General features: G+C 66.6%; 21 protein-coding genes. 8 read left to right on the top strand and 13 right to left on the bottom strand.

The window, feature by feature from the left end:
- Window positions 1-46: 46 nt before the first annotated feature.
- The 3 genes from AC1Z3W_RS32075 to AC1Z3W_RS32065 form a co-directional block, all read right to left on the bottom strand.
- Window positions 47-370 (bottom strand): helix-turn-helix domain-containing protein, encoded by a 324-nt coding sequence (locus AC1Z3W_RS32075; protein ID WP_124834025.1) that lies wholly within the window; start codon window positions 368-370, stop codon window positions 47-49.
- Window positions 367-729, bottom strand: a complete 363-nt coding sequence (locus AC1Z3W_RS32070) for a type II toxin-antitoxin system RelE/ParE family toxin (protein WP_185734499.1) — start codon at window positions 727-729, stop codon at window positions 367-369. The genes AC1Z3W_RS32075 and AC1Z3W_RS32070 overlap by 4 nt, the downstream gene beginning before the upstream one ends.
- 263 nt (window positions 730-992) lie before the next feature.
- Window positions 993-1,247, bottom strand: coding sequence for a hypothetical protein (locus AC1Z3W_RS32065; RefSeq protein WP_124834026.1), 255 nt, complete (start codon window positions 1,245-1,247; stop codon window positions 993-995).
- Window positions 1,248-1,391: 144 nt separating this feature from the next.
- Between AC1Z3W_RS32065 and AC1Z3W_RS32060 the strand changes: the two genes are divergently transcribed.
- The 3 genes from AC1Z3W_RS32060 (at window position 1,392) to mctP (ending at window position 4,296) form a co-directional block, all read left to right on the top strand.
- The gene (locus AC1Z3W_RS32060) at window positions 1,392-2,309 is read left to right on the top strand and encodes a class I SAM-dependent methyltransferase (protein ID WP_057929008.1); all 918 of its coding nucleotides are present in this window, start codon (window positions 1,392-1,394) and stop codon (window positions 2,307-2,309) included.
- A 197-nt stretch (window positions 2,310-2,506) separates the two neighbouring features.
- On the top strand, window positions 2,507-2,749 hold the full coding sequence (locus AC1Z3W_RS32055; RefSeq protein ID WP_057929007.1) for a DUF3311 domain-containing protein: 243 nt from the start codon (window positions 2,507-2,509) through the stop codon (window positions 2,747-2,749).
- On the top strand, window positions 2,746-4,296 hold the full coding sequence (gene mctP, locus AC1Z3W_RS32050; RefSeq protein ID WP_057929006.1) for a monocarboxylate uptake permease MctP: 1,551 nt from the start codon (window positions 2,746-2,748) through the stop codon (window positions 4,294-4,296). Before AC1Z3W_RS32055 ends, mctP begins: the two co-directional genes overlap by 4 nt.
- An 80-nt stretch (window positions 4,297-4,376) precedes the next feature.
- On the opposite strand, the gene AC1Z3W_RS32045 is transcribed toward mctP, so the two are convergent.
- From AC1Z3W_RS32045 to AC1Z3W_RS32025, 5 genes are all read right to left on the bottom strand, one after another.
- The gene (locus tag AC1Z3W_RS32045) at window positions 4,377-4,832 is read right to left on the bottom strand and encodes a VOC family protein (protein WP_057929005.1); all 456 of its coding nucleotides are present in this window, start codon (window positions 4,830-4,832) and stop codon (window positions 4,377-4,379) included.
- A gap of 245 nt (window positions 4,833-5,077) precedes the next feature.
- A complete protein-coding gene (tal, locus tag AC1Z3W_RS32040) occupies window positions 5,078-6,031 on the bottom strand; it encodes a transaldolase (protein ID WP_124834027.1) in 954 nt (317 codons plus the stop codon).
- A gap of 168 nt (window positions 6,032-6,199) precedes the next feature.
- Entirely contained in the window at window positions 6,200-7,411 is a 1,212-nt protein-coding gene (locus tag AC1Z3W_RS32035; RefSeq protein WP_057929003.1) for a benzoate/H(+) symporter BenE family transporter, read from the bottom strand.
- Between the two features lie 56 nt (window positions 7,412-7,467).
- Complete coding sequence (locus tag AC1Z3W_RS32030) at window positions 7,468-8,643, bottom strand: vWA domain-containing protein (protein WP_057929002.1); 1,176 nt, start codon at window positions 8,641-8,643, stop codon at window positions 7,468-7,470.
- 21 nt (window positions 8,644-8,664) lie between these two features.
- A complete protein-coding gene (locus AC1Z3W_RS32025; RefSeq protein ID WP_057929001.1) occupies window positions 8,665-9,507 on the bottom strand; it encodes an AAA family ATPase in 843 nt (280 codons plus the stop codon).
- Window positions 9,508-9,762: 255 nt separating this feature from the next.
- On the opposite strand from AC1Z3W_RS32025, the gene AC1Z3W_RS32020 reads away from it, so the two are divergent.
- Window positions 9,763-10,122, top strand: coding sequence for a c-type cytochrome (locus AC1Z3W_RS32020; protein WP_011885616.1), 360 nt, complete (start codon window positions 9,763-9,765; stop codon window positions 10,120-10,122).
- 40 nt (window positions 10,123-10,162) lie between these two features.
- Complete coding sequence (locus AC1Z3W_RS32015) at window positions 10,163-10,522, top strand: c-type cytochrome (protein ID WP_011885615.1); 360 nt, start codon at window positions 10,163-10,165, stop codon at window positions 10,520-10,522.
- Window positions 10,523-10,594: 72 nt separating this feature from the next.
- Here the strand turns inward: AC1Z3W_RS32015 and AC1Z3W_RS32010 are convergent, their stop codons facing one another.
- Complete coding sequence (locus tag AC1Z3W_RS32010; RefSeq protein ID WP_057929000.1) at window positions 10,595-11,029, bottom strand: DUF1841 family protein; 435 nt, start codon at window positions 11,027-11,029, stop codon at window positions 10,595-10,597.
- A 228-nt stretch (window positions 11,030-11,257) separates the two neighbouring features.
- Here AC1Z3W_RS32010 and AC1Z3W_RS32005 point away from each other — a divergent pair, with 228 nt between their 5' ends.
- Window positions 11,258-12,187, top strand: coding sequence for a DMT family transporter (locus tag AC1Z3W_RS32005; RefSeq protein ID WP_057928999.1), 930 nt, complete (start codon window positions 11,258-11,260; stop codon window positions 12,185-12,187).
- 80 nt (window positions 12,188-12,267) lie between these two features.
- On the opposite strand, the gene nth is transcribed toward AC1Z3W_RS32005, so the two are convergent.
- The gene (nth, locus tag AC1Z3W_RS32000; protein ID WP_057928998.1) at window positions 12,268-12,912 is read right to left on the bottom strand and encodes an endonuclease III; all 645 of its coding nucleotides are present in this window, start codon (window positions 12,910-12,912) and stop codon (window positions 12,268-12,270) included.
- Entirely contained in the window at window positions 12,909-13,823 is a 915-nt protein-coding gene (gene rsxB / locus AC1Z3W_RS31995; protein ID WP_175826703.1) for an electron transport complex subunit RsxB, read from the bottom strand. The genes nth and rsxB overlap by 4 nt, the downstream gene beginning before the upstream one ends.
- Window positions 13,824-14,075: 252 nt before the next feature.
- Here rsxB and AC1Z3W_RS31990 point away from each other — a divergent pair, with 252 nt between their 5' ends.
- Entirely contained in the window at window positions 14,076-14,708 is a 633-nt protein-coding gene (locus AC1Z3W_RS31990; protein WP_034176600.1) for a TetR/AcrR family transcriptional regulator, read from the top strand.
- Between the two features lie 95 nt (window positions 14,709-14,803).
- Here the strand turns inward: AC1Z3W_RS31990 and AC1Z3W_RS31985 are convergent, their stop codons facing one another.
- Window positions 14,804-16,288 carry a polyhydroxyalkanoate depolymerase gene (locus AC1Z3W_RS31985; protein ID WP_057928996.1) on the bottom strand — a complete coding sequence of 495 codons (1,485 nt, stop codon included), beginning with the start codon at window positions 16,286-16,288 and terminating at the stop codon, window positions 14,804-14,806.
- Between the two features lie 207 nt (window positions 16,289-16,495).
- Complete coding sequence (locus tag AC1Z3W_RS31980) at window positions 16,496-18,325, bottom strand: glycoside hydrolase family 15 protein (protein ID WP_057928995.1); 1,830 nt, start codon at window positions 18,323-18,325, stop codon at window positions 16,496-16,498.
- Window positions 18,326-18,491: 166 nt separating this feature from the next.
- Between AC1Z3W_RS31980 and AC1Z3W_RS31975 the strand changes: the two genes are divergently transcribed.
- A complete protein-coding gene (locus tag AC1Z3W_RS31975) occupies window positions 18,492-19,739 on the top strand; it encodes a lactonase family protein (protein WP_483509291.1) in 1,248 nt (415 codons plus the stop codon).
- The last annotated feature ends 42 nt before the right edge of the window (window positions 19,740-19,781 follow it).

Here is a 19,781-nt window from a genome sequence, read left to right as displayed (position 1 = left end):
ATCGGCTGCTCCACGGAATCATGAGCGTGCCGCTCGCCGTGCCTCGTCAGGCGGCGAACACGACTTCGATGTGCCCTTCGACGTCCGACTGACGGTCCGGCCCGACGACAATCTGCACGTCGCGCCCGAGCTTCGCCAGACATTCGAGCATCTTCGTTTCGCTCACACCGCGAAACTGCCCGCGCAGCATGTTCGACAGCTTCGGCTGCGTCATGCCAAGCAACCGGGCCGCGTGTTGCTGCGTCCATTTGCGGGCCTTGATGATCTCCGCGATCTTGGCGGCGAGCTGGGCCTTCACACGCATTTCGTCGGCATCGCGCATACCCAGATCAGCGTAGACGTTTCCGCTGCCCTGTTCGATTTCGATTATCGCTTTTCTCCCTTTGCGTGAGCTTCGGCCGCTTTCGGACGTTCGCGGATCAGGTCGCCGGCCGGCTTCGGTGTCGCGATGCCGCTCGATGATTTTTTCTGGAAGCAGTGCAGCACGTACACGCTGTTCCCGAGCTTCACCGTATATACGGCACGGTACGCGCCGTTGTCTTCCGATTCCACGATCTCGAGCACACCGGCCGATCCGAATCCTCTCAATGGCTTGGCCTGATCGTGCTTGCGTCCCGTCTGTGCCAGGTACAGCGCATAGCCGAACGTGTCCTGCACGGTTTCGGGCATCGCCTTCAGGTCCTTGCGCGCCGAGCCGAGCCAGTAGAGCGGTCTGGTGTATGGATCCATCGACGAATTTATCCCTATTTGGGTATATTTCAAGGCGCGCGCGGCAGCACGGTGCAGCCGTTCGTACGCGGCGTCAGGAGCGGGGCAGGCAGGCGGCGAACGCCGACAGCGGATGTCGGTTCGGCATTTGAGTGCGTGGTGTGGAACGCGAGCGCGCATGCGATATTCCGGCCCGCGGCCGTTCCTTCACATTCTTGCGTCGCGTGGAGACTTGGGACAATTCGGCCGTTCCGCGTGCGTCGCGTACGTATCGCGCCAGACGATCAATCGTCCTTGCCCCATCTCCACCGAGGCTTCTCGCCCTTGAGCCAGCAAACGGCGGTCAGCAGCGCGACCAGCACCACGATGCAGGCGCCGTATGCAAGCGGCGATCGTTGCGGCGGCAGAATCCATGCGGCGACGACGATCCCGATCGCGAACAGGAGCAACACGACCCACCCCTGCCATGCGACCGGCAAACCCCATCCCCATCCGTAGCGCTTTGCCGGAAACCAGATCTTCCTGTCGTTCGAGGTCATGTGCCCTCCATCGATTGCTGGATGTAGCGTAGTGCCGACGGGATGGGGCGTCATGCATGAGCGCGAGTGGGCCCGTCATGGCCGGCCCTCCACCAATGCTATCCTCTCGTCCGCTCATCCAGCATTACCCAGCGAGATTCAATCATGACCCGACTCATCAAGCGCGCATCCGCCGAGGCGCGCGCGTTCAAGCAACGCAAGGCGTCCGCCTACAACGGTTCCGACAAGCTCCAGCCGCCGCGCGTGAAGCGCCGCCCGGAGATCGACGAACACGACGACGTGCCCGTCCTCGACGCGCCGCGCAAGCCGCGCTTCGCGCCCGTCACGTTCTCGGAAGAGCGCGGCGTGCGTTTCCTGCACTTCGGTACCGAATGGGTGCAGGGCGCAATGCGGATCTCGAAGCCGCTCGCCATCGAACTCGAATACGCGCAGCAGATGATGGCGTGGCTGCTGTTCCTCGAAACGCCGAAGCGGATCGTCCAGCTCGGCCTCGGCACCGGCGCGCTGACCAAGTTCTCGCACCGCTTCCTGCCGCACGCGAAGGTCGAGGCCGTCGAACTGAATCCGGCCGTGATCGTCGCGGCGCGCACGATGTTCGCGCTGCCGCCCGATGACGACCGCCTCGTCGTGCACGAAGCCGACGCATGGGATTTCGTCAACGATCCGGCCAATCGCGGCACCACGGGCGCGCTGCAGATCGACCTGTACGACGCGACCGCGCGCGGCCCGGTGCTCGACAGCGTCGCGTTCTACCGCGCGGTGCGCGGCTGCCTCGCCGACGCGGGCATCGCGACGATCAACCTGTTCGGCGACCATCCGAGCTTCGTGCGCAATATGAAGCACCTGAACGCGGCATTCGATCATCGCGTGATCGCGCTGCCGGAAGTGCACGACGGCAACCGGATCGCGATCGCGTTCTCGGGCCCCGCGCTCGACGTGTCGTTCGCGCAGCTGGAAGCACGCGCGAAGCTGATCGAGGACACGCTGAAGCTGCCCGCGCGCAAGTGGGTGAAAGCTTTGAAAGAAACGACGGGCGCACGCGAATCCGCGTTCGCGATCTGACGCTCATGCGCCGGCCGCATGCCGGTGCAACCGCGCGACTGGGGGCGGATCACCTCGGGTTCGCCCCCGCTTGACCGCGCGCTCGCGGCTCCTATACTGGCGCGAAGCCAGGGGAGCCGCAGCCTACCCGTTTTGCGCTCCTCTCGGTGCCGTACCCGCTCAACAAGATCGATAACCGGGAAACAAGAGGAGACGTCATGGCTCACGATGCCGACGCCAACCGAGCCGCCAAGCGCTGGCTCTGGCTACTGGTACTGCCGCTGATCGCGATGGTCTGGGTACCGTCGTACAGCAAGATCGAACCGCAGTTGTTCGGTTTTCCGTTTTTCTACTGGTACCAGCTGCTGTGGGTCTTCATCAGCGCGGTGATTACCGCGTTCGTGTACTTCAAGACCAGGAACGCGTGGAAGGCGAGCGGCCCGCAAGGAGGTGCGCGATGAATCTCGGCGCAACCTTCGTCTTCGTCCTGCTGTTCATCGGCGTCACGATCATCGGTTTTCTGGCCGCGAACTGGCGGCGCGGCGATCTCGCCCATCTCGACGAATGGGGCCTCGGCGGACGCCGCTTCGGCACGATCGTCACGTGGTTCCTGCTCGGCGGCGATCTCTATACGGCCTATACGTTCGTCGCGGTGCCCGCGCTCGTGTTCGGCGCCGGCGCGATGGGCTTCTTCGCGCTGCCTTACACGATCCTGATCTATCCGTTCGCGTTCGTCGTGTTCCCGAAACTGTGGAGCATCGCGAAGCGGCACGGCTACGTGACGGCCGCCGACTTCGTGAACGCGCGCTACGGCAGCCGGATGCTCGCGCTCGCGATCGCGGTGACGGGCATCCTCGCGACGATGCCGTACATCGCGCTGCAGCTCGTCGGCATCGAAGTCGTGATCGGCGCGCTCGGCTTCGACACGACCGGCTTCGTCGGCGACCTGCCGCTCATCATCGCGTTCGCGATCCTCGCCGCGTACACGTACACGTCGGGCCTGCGCGCGCCCGCGATGATCGCGATCGTCAAGGACATCCTGATCTACATCACGATTGCCGCTGCGGTCATCGTGATCCCGGCGAAGCTCGGCGGCTTCGGGCACATCTTCGCGAGCGTGCCGCCCGCGAAGCTGCTGCTGAAGGCGCCCGACGCGATGAGCCTGAACGGCTACAGCGCGTATGCGACGCTCGCGATCGGCTCGGCGCTCGCGCTGTTCCTGTATCCGCACTCGGTGACGGCGATCCTGTCGTCGTCGTCCGGCAACTCGATCCGCCGCAACATGGCGATGCTGCCCGCGTACTCGTTCGTGCTCGGCCTGCTTGCGCTGCTCGGCTACATGGCGCTCGCCTCGGGCGTGAAGGACATGCCGCAGTACGCGCCGTACTTCAAGGCGTTCGGCCCGAACTTCGCGGTGCCCGCGCTGTTCCTCGAGTACTTCCCGTCGTGGTTCGTCGGCGTCGCGTTCGCGGCGATCGGCATCGGCGCGCTGGTGCCGGCGGCGATCATGTCGATCGCGGCCGCGAACCTGTACACGCGCAACATCCACCGCGAGTTCGTGAACCGCAACATGTCGCACGACCAGGAGACGCACGTCGCGAAGCTCGTGTCGCTGATCGTGAAGGTCGGCGCGGTCGCGTTCATCCTCGGGCTGCCGCTGACCTACGCGATCCAGCTGCAGCTGCTGGGCGGGATCTGGATCATCCAGACGCTGCCCGCGATCGTGCTCGGCCTGTACACGCGCGTGCTCGACCATCGCGGCCTGCTGGCGGGCTGGGCGGCCGGCATCGTGTGCGGTACGTGGATGGCGATCTCGCTGAAGCTGGCCAGCTCGATCTTCACGATCCACCTGTTCGGTGTCGCGATTCCCGGCTACGCGGCCGTGTGGTCGCTGGTCGTGAACCTGGTGGTGGCGGTGGTGGTGAGCGTGCTGGTGCGCGCGATGGGCATGGCGCATGCGGAGGACCGCACGCGGCCGGAAGACTATCTCGACGTCGTTGAGGGCTGATACGGGCGGCGCGGCCGCGGGCCGCGCATCGCGCCACAACAACACCCGCCGCTGCGAAGCGGCGGGCGTTTTCGCTGGCGTCAGCCCTGTGCGCGTTTGGCGAGATCCTCGCGCTGCGACAGATCCTCGACGTTGACCATCCAGTGCACGCCGAAGCGATCCTTCGCCATCCCGAAGCCGAGCGCCCAGAACGTCTTGCCGAACGGCATCGTCACTTCGCCGCCGTCGGCGAGCGCATCGAACAGCTTCCGGCCTTCCTCGACCGTCGCCGGGTTCAGCGACAGCGAATAGCCGGCGTGCGTGCCGCCGCCTGGCTGGCTGCAGTCGCCGTCCGAGCACATGATCATCGAGTCGCCGATCGTGAAGCTCGCATGCATCACCTTGTCGGCCATCTCCGGCGTCATCGGGTAATCGGGATTCGGCGGCGCATCCTTGAAATGCATCTTGAACATCGTCTTCGCGCCGAGCGCCTTTTCGTAGAACTGAAGGGCTTCTTCCGCGCGGCCGTAGAACGTCAGATACGGTTGGACTTGCATCGTTGTCTCCTGTTGACCGGGCCGGCGTGTCGGTGCCGGCGCGGGTACTTCCAAGATTGACCGGGAAGAGCGCACCAGGATGCGGCCGGCGCACTCGTGACGTGGATTGTAGTGCGCGCGCCTGACGATGGAATGAAAAATAAAACGGCCGCGAACACGTTGTTCGCGGCCGTTCGCAGCGCTTGCTGATGGCTGTTGTCAGGCTTGCTGACAGTTCAACTGACAGCGCCGACGTGCAGTGCGGCTCAGCGCAGCGCGTCGATCAGCTTCTCGAGCTTTACCGCATCGGCGGCGAACACGCGGATGCCTTCGGACAGTTTTTCCGTCGCCATCGCCTCGTCGTTCAGCTGGAAGCGGAACGACGCCTCGTCGATCGCGACGCGCTCGGCCGGCTTGTCGTGCAGCGCGTCCGGCGACAGCTTGCGCTCGACCGTGTCGTTGCTGTCGTGCAGCTTCTGCAGCAGGTCGGGGCTGATCGTCAGCAGGTCGCAGCCCGCGAGCTCGGTGATCTGGCTCGTCGTGCGGAAGCTCGCGCCCATCACTTCGGTCTTGTAGCCGAACGTCTTGTAGTACGTGTAGATGCGGCGCACCGACTCCACGCCCGGGTCGTTCGCGCCGCCGTTCTTCGCTTCATCCCAGTCGGCGCCGGCCTGCTTCTTGTACCAGTCGTAGATGCGGCCGACGAACGGCGAGATCAGCTGCGCGCCGGCTTCCGCGCACGCGGCGGCCTGCACGAGCGAGAAAAGCAGGGTCATGTTGCACTTGATCCCTTCCTTCTGCAGCACTTCGGCCGCGCGAATGCCTTCCCACGTCGACGCGAGCTTGATCAGGATGCGCTCGCGGCCGATGCCGGCGGCTTCGTACAGCTTGATGAGTTCGCGACCCTTGTCGATCGAGCGCTGCGTGTCGAACGACAGGCGCGCGTCGACCTCGGTCGACACGCGGCCCGGGATCAGCTTCAGGATCTCGGTGCCGAATGCGATCAGCAGGCGGTCGATGATGAAATCGGTGCTTTCGTTGCGGTGATCGCGGACGGTTTTCTCGAGGATCGGCTTGTACGCGTCCTTCTGGACGGCCTTCAGGATCAGCGACGGGTTCGTGGTCGCGTCCTGCGGCTTGTATTGCGCAAGCTGCTGGAAATCGCCCGTGTCGGCGACGACGGTCGTGTACTGCTTCAGCTGGTCGAGTGCGGTAGTCATGGCGATTCGGAAGAAGGGCGCGGGGCGCCGGGTTCTCACGGGCCGCGCGAGCGCGGCGGCGAAGCGAGGCGGCACCGGGTGCCGCCTCCGATCCATCATTTTAGGCCCGATTCGTGTCGCGCACGTTTTGGCATGCCCGACGTGCGTCGCGGTGGTCGGCGCGCCGCGTCACGCGGGCCGCCGTGCATTCAGGATCACCTGCGTGACGATCCCCGCGACGAGCCCCCAGAACGCCGAGCCGATCGACAGCAGCGTGAGTCCCGATGCGGTGACCATGAACGTGACGAGCGCGGCTTCGCGCTGCTTCACGTCCTGCATCGCGTTCGCAAGCCCGCTCATGATCGAGCCGAACAGCGCGAGCGCGGCGACCGACACGACGAGCGCCTTCGGCAGCGCCGCGAACAGCGCGGCGATCGTCGCGCCGAAGATTCCGGCGATCAAATAGAACGTGCCGCACCACACGGCGGCCGTGTAGCGCTTCGCGTGATCCTCGTGCGCTTCGGGGCCCGTGCAGATCGCGGCGGTGATCGCTGCGAGGTTCACGCCGTGCGAACCGAACGGTGCGAGCAGCAGCGATGCGAGGCCGGTGGTCGCGATCAGCGGCGACGACGGCGTCGAATAGCCGTCCGCGCGCAGCACCGCGATGCCCGGCACGTTCTGCGACGCCATCGCGACGACGAACAGCGGGATGCCGATGCTGACGATCGATGCGATCGAGAACGCGGGCATCGTGAACACCGGTTGCGCGAGCGCGATGTGGAAGCGGCTGAAGTCGAGCAGGCCGAGGCCGCCGGCCACCGCGGTGCCGACGATCAGCGTCGTGACGATCGCATAGCGCGGTGCGAGCCGCTTGACGATCAGATACGTGAAGAACATCGCGAGCACGAGCGCGGTCTGGAACTGCGCGGCGCGGAAGATCTCGATGCCGATCTCGAACAGGATGCCCGCGAGCAACGCGGCCGCGATGCCGGCCGGAATGCGCCGCATCAGCGTGTCGAACAGCCCGCTCACGCCGACGGCCGTCAGCAGCAGCGCGCACACGACGAACGCGCCGATCGCCTCGGCATACGGCACGCCGGGCAGCGACGCGATCAGCAGCGCGGCGCCGGGCGTCGACCAGGCGACCACGACCGGTGCGCGAAAGCGCAGCGACAGGCCGATCGTCGTCAATGCCATGCCGATCGACAGCGCCCAGATCCACGACGAGATCTGCGCATCGGTCAGGTGCGCGGCGCGGCCGGCCTGAAACATCAGCACGAGCGAGCTCGTGTAGCCCGTCATCATCGCGACGAAGCCGGCGACGAGCGCGGAGACGGACGTATCGGTGAAAAAGCGGCGGCCGCCGGCGCGGCCAGCGCTCGCGGTGGGCGAAGGGTTCATGCTATCTCCGGGGAAGGCCGCTCGGACGCGGCCTTCGTGTCTGCAGGGTGGGTTCGTTACTTGCTGAGTGCGCGCATCGCGGTTTCGAGGCCCGCGAGCGTCAGCGGATACATGCGCTGGCCGAGCAGGTCGCGGATCACCGCGACCGATTGCCGGTATTCCCATAGCCGCTCGGGCTCGGGGTTCAGCCAGGCATGGTGGGGGAACTGGTCGGCGAGGCGGCGCAGCCATACGGCGCCGGCTTCCGGGTTGTTGTATTCGACCGAGCCGCCGGGCTGCAGCACCTCGTACGGGCTCATCGTCGCGTCGCCGACGAAGATCAGCTTGTAGTCGGGCGTGAACTTGTGCAGCACGTCCCACGTCGCGGTGCGCTCCGCGTGACGGCGGCGGTTGTTCTTCCACAGGTGGTCGTACACACAGTTGTGGAAGTAGTAGAACTCGAGGTGCTTGAACTCGGCCTTCGCGGCCGAGAACAGTTCCTCGGTGCGCTTGATATGGTCGTCCATCGAGCCGCCGACGTCGAGCAGCATCAGCACCTTCACGTTGTTGTGGCGCTCGGGCACCATCCGCAGGTCGAGCCAGCCGGCGTTCGCGGCCGTGCTGCGGATCGTGCCGGGCAGGTCGAGCTCCTCGGCCGCGCCTTCGCGCGCGAAGCGGCGCAGGCGCCGCAAGGCGACCTTGATGTTGCGCGTGCCGATCTCGACCGAATCGTCGTAGTCGCGGTACGCGCGCGCTTCCCACACCTTGACCGCGGTGCGGTTGCCGTTCGACGGGCCGCCGATGCGCATGCCCTCGGGGTTGTAGCCGCCGTGCCCGAACGGCGACGTGCCGCCGGTGCCGATCCACTTGTTGCCGCCTTCGTGGCGTTCCTTCTGCTCGTCGAGCAGTTCCTTCAGGCGCTCCATCAGCTTGTCGAGCCCGCCCATCGCTTCGATCTGCGCCTTTTCTTCCGGCGACAGCTCGCGCTCGAGGCGCTTCTCGAGCCAGTCGAGCGGAAGGTCGAACGCGTCGGACGGCAGCGCGGACACGCCGTGGAAATACGCGCCGAACGCCTGGTCGAACTTGTCGAAGTACTGCTCGTCCTTGACGAGCGTCATTCGCGCGAGGAAGTAGAACGCGTCGATCGACGGCGAGATCAGCCCGGCCTTCAGCGATTCGAGCAGCGTCAGGTATTCCTTCACCGAGACGGGCAGCTTGGCTGCGCGCAGCGCGTAGAAGAAATTGAGCAGCATGGCCGGGCCTTCGCGGGTGGATTACCGGTTGTGCCGGTTCATGTAGACGAGCCGCTCGAGCAGGCTCAGGTCCTGCTCGTTCTTCAGCAGCGCGCCCGCGAGCGGCGGCACGATCTGCTTCGCGTCGGCGCCGCGCAGCGCATCGGCCGGGATGTTTTCGGCGAGCAGCAGCTTCAGCCAGTCGAGCAGCTCGGACGTCGACGGCTTCTTCTTCAGCCCCGACACGCCGCGCAACTCGAAGAAACTCTGGAGCGCCGCGTGCAGCAGTTCCTCGCGGATGTTCGGGAAGTGGACATCGACGATCTTCTGCATCGTCGACGCATCGGGGAACTGGATGTAGTGGAAGAAGCAGCGGCGCAGGAACGCGTCGGGCAGTTCCTTCTCGTTGTTCGACGTGATGATCACGAGCGGGCGGTGCTTCGCGCGCACGGTCTCGCGCGTCTCGTACACGTGGAATTCCATCCGGTCGAGCTCGCGCAGCAGGTCGTTCGGGAATTCGATGTCGGCCTTGTCGATCTCGTCGATCAGCAGCACGCTCGGGCGCTCGGCGTCGAACGCCTGCCACAGCACGCCTTTCACGATGTAGTTCGAGATGTCCTTCACGCGCTCGTCGCCGAGCTGCGAGTCGCGCAGCCGCGATACCGCGTCGTATTCGTACAGGCCCTGCTGCGCCTTCGTCGTCGACTTGATGTGCCACTGCAACAGCGGCATGTCGAGCGCGGCGGCCACTTCCTCGGCGAGCATGGTCTTGCCGGTGCCGGGCTCGCCCTTGATCAGCAGCGGGCGTTGCAGCGTCAGCGCGGCGTTGACCGCGAGCTTCAGGTCGTCGGTGGCGACGTAGTGCGAGGATCCTTCGAAACGCATGGCGGCGCTCTTCTTAATCGCAAAAAAACCCAGTATAAGTCAGAAGGGCTGTCCGGTTGGACCGGGGCCACGTATCGTTGCGGGGCTGCGGCGGGGCTGCGGCGGGGCGGACCGGGGCGCCATATGGACGCATTCCCCGCCGACGCGGTACAATCTGGCCGTTTTTTTTGGCCTGCGTGGCGATCCGATAAGCAAAACGGCGCGGGCCGTTGCCGCTTCGGCGCCAGTTTCCCCTCAAGCTAGGTTACAAGAGCTATGAACAAATTCGTCGGCAAACACGTCGTTGTCGCAGCGCTCGTGGCGCTCGCGGGCAGCGCGCAGGCGGCCGGTGTGGTCGGCAACCCGAAGGACGGGGCAAGCAAGGCCGCCATGTGCATCGGTTGCCACGGCATCCAGGATTACCGCGCGGCGTACCCGGAGGTCTACCGGGTGCCCGTCCTCGGCGGCCAGAACCAGCAATACCTCGAGAACGCGCTGAAGGCCTACCGCAAGAAGGATCGTCACTTCCCGTCGATGAATGCGATCGCCGGTTCGCTGACGGACCAGGACATCGCGGATCTGGCGGCCTACTATGCCGCCCAGAAGGCCGACACGAAGGACAATCCCTACAAGTAAAGCGCGCGCCGCCGATCTGACCGGCGGGACAGGAGCATTCATGAACAACGCATTCAAGACGGCGGCGGTTGCACTGGCGGCCGGCCTCGCGATCGGTACCGCGCATGCGGCGGACACCACGAAGGGCAAGGAGCTGGTCGAATCGCATAACTGCGCGGCCTGCCACGGCGCGCAGCTGAACAAGCCGATCAACGCCGAGTATCCGCGCCTCGCGGGCCAGCACGCCGACTACCTCGTGTGGGCGATGCGCCAGTACCAGATGGGGCTGACGAACCCGCTGCTCGGTCGCAACAACGCGATCATGCAGGCGCAGGTCCAGAACCTGTCGGTCAGCGACATGAAGGACATCGCGGCCTACATCGAGTCGCTCAAAGAGACCGATCTCGTCTTCAAGAAGTAAGCGCGCCCGGCCTGCCCGGTTCGTGCAGCAAGAATACCCCGCCACGGCGGGGTATTTTTTTGTGTGCGGCGCTCAGTCGCGCGACGCGCGGCGCAGGATGCGCTGCAGGTACGCGTCCGTATCGGGTGGCGTGCCGGTGCGCTGTGCTTCCCAGATCGTCTCGCCGAGGCATTCCATGATCACGTGCTGCGCGTCGTGGGTCGAGTCGAGCTTCGCGGCCAGCTTGTCGTGCGCGGCGCGGATGCCGGGCGGCTGGTCGATCGACAGCTGCTCGCTGATCGCGAGGTGCATCGACAGGTGCAGGAACGGGTTCGTGCGGCCTTCCTCGGGCGTGTAGTTGCGCGCGGCGGCGCCGTCGGCGTCTGCGAGGTCGTCGTGGTATTCGGGGTGCTCGACGATCCAGTCGGCGGCCATCGCTTCCAGCGGCGTCAGGATCTCGCCGGCGCGCTGCTTGCGCCAGGTCTCGGTGAAAAAGCGACGGACTTCGTCGCGACTCGGATTGAACATGGTGGGGGAAACGTCGTGATTCGGGCGGCCTCATGCCGCGTCGGGCATTGTACGCCGGGTCGGCGCACGGTGCTGGCGGCGGGTGGCGCGCGAGCGGGGCGCGCCCCGTCGCGCAAGGCGGGCCGCGTCGGTCGCAGCCAGGGCGCAACGGGTAAGCGGGGGCTAGGCTGCCGGCCGCCGCGCCGCTACACTCCGACGATTCCCGTCGTCGCGCTTGCGCCGCTCATCATGTCCGCCACCCCCCGTTCATCGTCCGTCGCGCTTCGGGGCGCGCTCTATGTCGCGCTGTCCGCCACCGCATTCGGCGCGATGGCGATCTTCGGCCGCTATGCATATGCGGCCGGCGTCGACGTGCTCGGGCTGCTGATCGTGCGATTCGCGATCGGCGGCGCGATCCTCGCCGCGATCGCCCGGCACCGCGATGTCGCATGGCCGCGCGGCCGCAGGCTCGCGCCGCTCGTGGCGATGGGCGCGCTCGGCTACGTCGGACAGTCGTTCTGCTATTTCAGCGCGCTCCAGCATGCGCAGGCGAGCCTCGTCGCATTGCTGCTGTACCTGTATCCGGCCTTCGTCACGCTGCTTGCCGCCTGGTGGCTCGGCGAGCGCCTCACGCGCGCGAAGGCGGTCGCGCTCGTGCTCTGTGTCGCGGGCTCCGCGCTGATGGTCGGCGGCGGGCATGGCGAGCCGCTCGGCATCGCGCTTGCGCTCGCCGCCGCGGTGATCTATTCGCTGTACATCGTCGGCGGCACGAAGGCGACACGCGGTGTCGATCCGCTCGCGACCACCGCGATCATCTGCCTGTCGGCGACCGCGACGCTCGTCGCGATCGCGGTCGTGCGGACCGCGGCATTCGGCGCGCCGCCGCGCTGGCCGGCGACGGCCGCCGGCTGGGCGTCGATGCTCGCGATCGCGCTGGTGTCGACGGTCGCCGCGATGCTCGCGTTCTTCGCCGGGCTCGAGCGGCTGGGCGCCGCGCGCACGTCGATGCTGTCGACGCTCGAACCGGTCGTGACCGTCGCGCTCGCGGCGCTGCTGTTCGGCGAGGCGCTGTCGCCGCTGCAGTGGGCCGGCGGCGTCGCGATCCTCGCGGCCGTGCTGGCGCTCGTGCGCGCGGGCGGCGCAGCGGCCGACGACGCGACGGCGACGTCCAACGCATAGCAGGAAAAGGGGGAAGCCGCCGGCGCCGCAATGGAGCCGGCCGGTTGCAATGCGCGCGACCCGTCGGCCGCGGCTGACGCTCACTCGTTCGGCGGCGGTGTCTTCGGCCGGAATTCGCACAGCGGCTCGATCGCGCAGTGCCAGCATTCGGGCTTGCGCGCCTTGCACACATAGCGCCCGTGCAGGATCAGCCAGTGATGCGCGTCCTGCAGGAATTCCTTCGGCGTGAACTTCTCGAGCGCGGCCTCGACAGCCCGCACGTCCTTGCCCGGTGCGAGCCCCGTGCGATTCGCGACGCGAAAGATGTGCGTGTCCACAGCGATCGTCGGCTGGCCGAACGCGGTGTTCAGCACGACGTTCGCGGTCTTGCGGCCGACACCCGGCAGGCTCTCGAGCGCTTCGCGATCGGCCGGCACTTCTCCGTCGTAGCGCTCGAGCAGGATGTTGCACGTCGCGACCACGTTCTTTGCCTTGGTACGGTACAAGCCGATCGTCTTGATGTAGTCGGAGACGCCTTCTTCACCGAGCGCGACGATTTGTCGCGGGGTATTCGCGACCGGAAACATCTTCCGCATCGCCTTGTTGACCGACACGTCGGTCGCCTGTGCGGACAGCATCACCGCGATCAGCAACTCGAACGGCGTCGTGTATTCGAGCTCGGTGGTCGGATGCGGATTGAGGCTTTGCAGCGTTTCGTAGATCGCGCGTCGTTTGGTGGCGTTCATGGACGGTTCTTGTCAGGCGGCGCGGACGGGCCGTTCCGGTCGTCGTCGTGGTCCGGATCGTCGGGATCGTCACCGGCTGCCGCGGCCTCGGCGTCGCGCTGCGCCTGCTGTTCGGCGAGCCGCTGGCGGCGCGCTTCGGCCGCATCGATCTGCGCCTGCACGGCCGCGCTCACGCCTTCGGTGTTCTTCGGCCCGGCGCCTTGCTCGGACAGTTCTTCCTTCTTCTTGCGTGCGCGTTCGAGCGCGGCGGCGATGATCGCGCGTTTCTTCGCGTCGGCGTCATCGGCCGGCGCGGCGCCCGGTGTGCGCGGTTGCGTGCCGGGTTCTTCCGCGGCCGGCGCCGCCTTGGCCGCACCGGCGCTGGCCGCGCGGCGCGCGGCAGCGCGCGCTTCGGCGGCCTCGCGCTCGCGACGCTGGCGCGCGAGCCGGCGGTCGTGGCGCTCGCGCGCGGCGTCCGCCTGTTCCTGCGACCACGCGTCCCAGCCGGTGCGCTCGCCGGTCACGGGGACCATGGCGATGCAGTCGACCGGGCAGGGCGGCACGCACAGGTCGCAGCCCGTGCACAGCGATTCGATGATCGTGTGCATCTGTTTCGGCGCGCCGACGATCGCGTCGACCGGGCAAGCCTGCATGCACAGCGTGCAGCCGATGCACAGGCTTTCGTCGATGAATGCAACGGCGCGTGGATGCTCGGTGCCGTTGACGGGGTTCAGCGGGATCACGGGCTTGCCGAGCAGGTTCGCGAGGCGTGCGATGCCTTCGGCGCCGCCGGGCGGGCACTGGTTGTAGTTCGCGTTGCCGGCGGCGATCGCGTCGGCGTACGGACGGCAGCCGTCATAGCCGCACTTCGTGCATTGCGTTTGGGGAAGCAGATCTTCGATGCGATCCGCGAGGGTCTTGGAATCGGTCACGGTGACAACGGGCGCAGCAACGCCGAACGGCTCTCGGCCGTGTGTGGTGCGGCCGGAAAGGTTTGCCAAACCTCAATTATCGCCGATTTCCCGCATTGCGCTGGAGGCCGTCTGTGCGCATAATCGAACCGCTTTTTTGCAGGGGCTCAGCAGGAGGGCGGCCGCACGCGGCGCGCCCGTTCCAGGGCGATCGGCGCCGAGGCGGTGGGGGTGCCGGTCCGGATCACGCGGCTCACATAGCAAAACGCCACCATGAATCAGCCAAAAATCAAAAGAGATCCTGAAGGTACGCGCCGCCGCATCCTGATGGCGGCAGCCGAAGAGTTCGCGAGTGGAGGGCTGTTCGGCGCACGCGTCGACCAGATCGCGCGCCGGGCCGAAACCAACGAGCGCATGCTCTATTACTACTTCGGCAGCAAGGAGCAGTTGTTTACGGCCGTGCTCGAACACGCGTTCTCCGCGCTGACCGAGGCCGAGCGCGTGCTCGATCTCGATGGCGTCGCGCCCGTCGAAGCCGTCACGCGGCTCGCGCATTTCGTGTGGGATTACTACCGCGATCATCCGGAGCTGCTGCGGCTCATCAACAACGAGAATCTGCACGAAGCGCGCTACCTGCACAAGTCGACGCGGATCCGCGAGATGATGTCGCCGATCGTCGCGAAGCTCGGCAACGTGCTGATGCGCGGCCAGAAGGCCGGGCTGTTCCGCGGCGACGTCGATCCGCTGCACTTCTACGTGACGCTGTCGGGGCTCGGCTACTACATCGTGTCGAACCGCTTCACGCTCGCTGCGACGCTCGGCCGCGACTTCAGCGAAGCCGACGAGCGCGCGGAGATGGTCAGGATGAATACCGAGGTGCTGCTCGCGTATCTGCTGCGACGCTAAGCCGACACGCCGACACGCGGCCCAGCGGCCGCCGGATAGGAAAACGCCGCCGTGCGCAAAGCAACGGCGGCGTTTTTGCGTCGGAACGCGGAACGTCAGGCGGCCTTGCGCGTGCGAACGGGCTTGGTGCGCGTGCTGCCCGCGCGCTTCGCGGCCGGCGCGGCCTTCGTGGCTGCCGTCCTGGCGGGCGCTACCGTCGCGGCCGGTACCTTCGCGCGCGTGCGCTTCGCGGCGGTGGCGCGTGTCGTTTCGGGCTGAGGCTTGCTGGTCGGCACAGCGGCGAGCGACGTCACGATCGGTGCATCGGCGGGTGTCTTCGTCGCGCCGTTCTTCGGCTCCGGCGCATGCTCGCGGATGAAGTCGCGCAGTTGCGGGTAGATGATCGTGCGCCAGCGGCGACCCGAGAAGATCCCGTAGTGACCGCACTTCTCGGCGGTCAGGCTGCGGCGGTCGTCTTGCGGGATGCCCGTGCACAGCTCGTGCGCGACGTGCGTCTGGCCGCTGCCCGAGATGTCGTCCAGCTCACCCTCGATCGTCATCAGCGCGGTGTGCTTGATGTCCTGCGGACGCACGCGCTCGCCTGCGACATCCCACGTGCCTTCCGCGAGCCGGAATTCCTGGAACACGACGCGGATCGTTTCCAGGTAATACTCGGCGGCCATGTCGAGCACCGCGTTGTACTCATCGTAGAACTGGCGGTGCGCCTCGGCGTCTTCCTCGTCGCCGCGCAGCAGGCTCTGGTAGAAGTCCCAGTGCGATTGCGCGTGACGTTCCGGGTTCATCGCGACGAAGCCCGTGTGCTGCAGGAAGCCCGGATACACGTGGCGGCCTTCGCCCGGATAGTTCGCCGGCACCGTGTGGATCACGTTGTTCTCGAACCACGCGGTCGAGTGCTGCGTCGCGAGCGAGTTCACCGACGTCGGGCTGCGGCGCGCGTCGATCGGGCCGCCCATCATCGTCATCGTGAGCGGCGTGTCCTCGCCGCGGCTCGCCAGCAGCGAGATCGCCGCGAGCACCGGCACCGTCGGCTGGCACACGGAGATCACGTGCAGGTTGCGCGCGCCGATGTGGCGGATGAATTCCTGGATGTACGCGATGTAGTCGTGCAGGTGGAACGGGCCGACCTCGACCGGCACCATCCGCGCGTCGATCCAGTCGGTGATGTACACCTTGTGATCCTGCAGCAGCGTGCGCACGGTGTCGCGCAGCAGTGTCGAGTGGTGGCCCGACAGTGGCGCGCAGACCAGCACGACCGGCTCGTCCTTCAGTTGCGTGACGGCATCGGCGTCGTCCGAATAGCGCTTGAAGCGCAGCAGCCGGCAGAACGGCTTCTCGACGATCGTCTGCTCGACGATCGGGATGTTGTGGCCGTCCTTGACGATCTGATGAATGTTGAATTCGGGCTTCTCGTAATCCTTGCCGAGCCGGTACATCAGCTCGTACGCGGCGGCCATCCGCGTCGCGCCGGGCATCAGCGAGAACGGGCTGGACGGATTGGCGAACGACTTGGAGGCGGCCTGGGCCCAGGCCGTGAGCGGGCTCAGCATGGCCCGCTGGAATTCGTGCAGTTGGTAAAGCATGCAGACTACTCCCGCGTGGGGACGGTGCTGGGCGGCGTGGGGCGTCGCGGCGTGCCGTGTGGGTCAGCGACCGGCCATGTTGCAGTGCGGCCGGACAATCGAGTCGATCATATCGGACAACGATGAATGTTGCAATGCAACATTTCCCCGATTTTTCATCAAACTTTTGTGAATTGACGATCTCTGAAGAAGCCGCGCCGGCCCCGGTCAGCGCCCCGTCGCCACGGCCGGCGCGGGCTGGCCGGCCGCGCGCGCCATTGCCTCTTCGTGGTGCATCAGGTTCATCGCGGTATGCACCAGCGCCACGTGCGAGAACGCCTGCGGGAAATTGCCGACGAGCCGGCCTTCGACCGGGTCGTATTCCTCGGCGAGCAGCCCGAGGTCGTTGGACAGCGCGAGCAGCCGGCTGAACAGCCGGTGCGCGTCGTCGATCCGGCCGAGCAGCGCGTAGTTGTCGACCAGCCAGAAGCTGCATGCGAGAAACGTGCCTTCGCCGGGCGGCAGACCGTCGTCGTACTCGGTCGTGCGGTAGCGCATCACGAGCCCGTCGTGCAGCAATTCCCGCTCGACCGCGTCGACCGTGCCGACGACACGCGGGTCTTCCGGCGGCAGGAAGCCGAGCAGCGGCATCAGCAGCACGCTCGCGTCGAGCTCGTCGCTGCCGTAGCTCTGTGCAAACGCCTGTTTGCCTTCATGCCACGCGTTGTCGCACACGTCGGCGTGGATTTGGTCGCGCAACGCACGCCAGCGGTCGAGCGACGCGGGCAGCCGGAACATCTCGGCCGACTTGATCGCGCGGTCGAACGCGACCCATGCCATCACCTTCGAGAACGTGAAATGGCGGCGGCCGCCGCGCGTTTCCCAGATGCCCTCGTCGGGTTCCTGCCAGATCTTCTCGAGATGGTCGAGCAGCGAACACTGCACGGACCATACCGTGTCGTCGGCCTGCAGGCCGCCCACGCGCGCGAGGTGCAACGCGGCCATCACTTCGCCGAACACGTCGAGCTGGAGCTGGTTCGCGGCGCCGTTGCCCACGCGCACCGGCTTCGAATCCTGGTAGCCCGGCAGCCAGTCGAGCTCCATTTCCGGCAGCCGGCGCTCGCCCGCGATCCCGTACATGATCTGGATCTGCTCGGGCGAGCCGGCCATCACGCGGCCGAGCCACGTGCGCCACGCGCGTGCCTCGTCGTAGTAGCCGCCGCGCATCAGTGCGAGCAGCGTGATCGTCGCGTCGCGCAGCCAGCAGTAGCGGTAGTCCCAGTTGCGGTTGCCGCCGATCTTCTCGGGCAGCGACGTGGTGGGTGCCGCGACGATGCCGCCGGTCGGCTCGTACGCGAGCGCCTTCAGCGTGATCAGCGAGCGGCGCACGGCGGCCGCGTAGCGGCCCTGCACCTGGCAGCGCCCCGACCATTCGAGCCAGTAGTTCTCGGCGCGCGCGAGCATCGACAGCGAATCGCGCGCGGGCGGCAGCCGCAGGTGGGACGCCGCGTAGCTGAGCGAGAACGGGATGCGCTCGTCGGCGCTCACCGTGAATTCGGCGAGCGTATGCAGGTTCTTGCCGGTGAGCGGTACGGGCGTGCGCAGCACGACCGTATCGGGACCGGCGATTGCCTTCACGCCGTTCTCGCGCGACAGCTGCGTGACCCACGGAATCGAGAAACCGTAGTCGAAGCGCAACACCAGTTCCATGCGCATCTTCATCGTGCCGTGCCGGCCGACGACGATCCGCACGAGCTCCGACCAGCCGTTGCCGGGCGGCATGAAGTCGATCACGGTGACGGCACCGTCGGCGCTTTCGTAGTCGGTTTCAAGGATCAGCGTGTCGCCGCGGTAGCGGCGTGTCGTGTGCGTGATCGCGGCGTCGGCGGCCGGCGCGAGCAGCCAGCGGCCGTGCTCGGGGGTGCCGACCAGCGCCGCGAAACAGGCGCCCGAATCGAAGCGGGGCCAGCACAGCCAGTCGACGGAGCCGTCTTTCGAAATCAGCGCGGCGGTGTGGCCGTCGCCGACGAGGGCGTAGTCTTCTATCAGGGCAGGCATGGGCAAGCGGTCCTTCGGTTATTCGAGTTCACAATGCAGGCTGCGGCGCCCGGGCTTCACGTGCCGGCGTCGCGCCCCGTATACTCGGCCGGGCGGCGGAGCGCATGAACGGCCGGCGTTTCGCCCTATCTCAACACTTGAAGCGACTCGATGCAAGGAGGATTCAATGCCCAACCGTTTACGCGAGCATGACGCACGCGCTTCGACACGAGGGTTCCCGCTTAGGCTCGCTCACTGGATGAAAGGTTTCGCGGTCGTGCTTTCCCTGTCCGCGACCCACGCTTTCGCACAGCAATCGCCGGCACCGGCCGACGGCGTCTACAACTTGCTCGTCGGCACCTATACGGAGCACGGCAGCGACGGAATCTACGTGTACCACTTCGATACGAAAACGGGCAGCGTCGCGCCCGTGTCGTCGGCGAAGACCGTGAATCCGTCCTATCTGTTGCCGAGCCGCGACGGTCGCACCGTCTACGCGGTCAACGAACTGCCCGGCGACAACGGGCCGGCCGCGCAGCGCGGCGGCGTCAGCGCGTTCAGCTTCGATCCGAAGACGGGGGCGCTCACGTTCATCGACCGCGTGTCGTCGGAAGGGAACGACCCTTGCTATCTCGCGCTGTCGCCGGACGGCAAGTATCTCGTCACGGCCAACTACTCGGTCGCGGCCGATCAGGGCGGCAGCTTCGCGGTGTTCCCGATCCGCGACGGCGGCGCGGTCGGCGCGGCCGTGCTGACGGTGCATCATGAAGGCACGGGGCCCGTGAAGGGGCGCCAGGACGGCGCACACGTGCACTCGACGGTGTTCTCGCCGGATGGGCGCTACCTGTTCGTGCAGGACCTCGGTGCGGACAAGATCTACGGCTATCGCTACACGGTGGACGGCAGCCGCGGGCTGATCAGCCCGACCGATACGCGCTACACGCCCGTGAAGGCCGGCTCTGGCCCGCGTCACATGGTGTTCAGCGCCGATGGCCGGTTCGCGTACGTGACGAGCGAACTCAACGCATCGGTCGAGGTGTTCGGCTACCACGCCGGCAAGCTGACGCCGGTCGAGACGCTGCCGATGACGGTGCCGGGCTTCAAGGGCAAGGTCGGCGGCGGCGCGATCCACCTGTCGCCGGACGGCCGCTTCCTGTACGTCAGCAACCGCGGCGACGTGAACGACATCGTGATCTACGCGGTGAACCAGGCCGACGGCCGGCTGAAGACCGTCGGCCGCCAGTCGAGCCTCGGCAAGACGCCGCGCGAATTCCTGATCGATCCGACCGGCAAGTGGCTGATCGTCGGCAACCAGGACAGCGACACGTTCTACGTGTTCAGCCGCGACGTCGAAACGGGGCAGCTCCGCCCGAATCCGCAGAAGGTGGCGGTGGGCAGCCCGGTCGACTTCAAGCTGGTGCCGGTCGCGCAATAAATCGCGGTCAATGTAAAAAGGGCGCTGCCTCGGCAGCGCCCT

The organism is Burkholderia sp. 10_S31, assembly GCF_056930375.1.
Note: the sequence above shows the minus strand (reverse complement) of the source record. Positions and strands in the feature narration are given on the sequence as shown.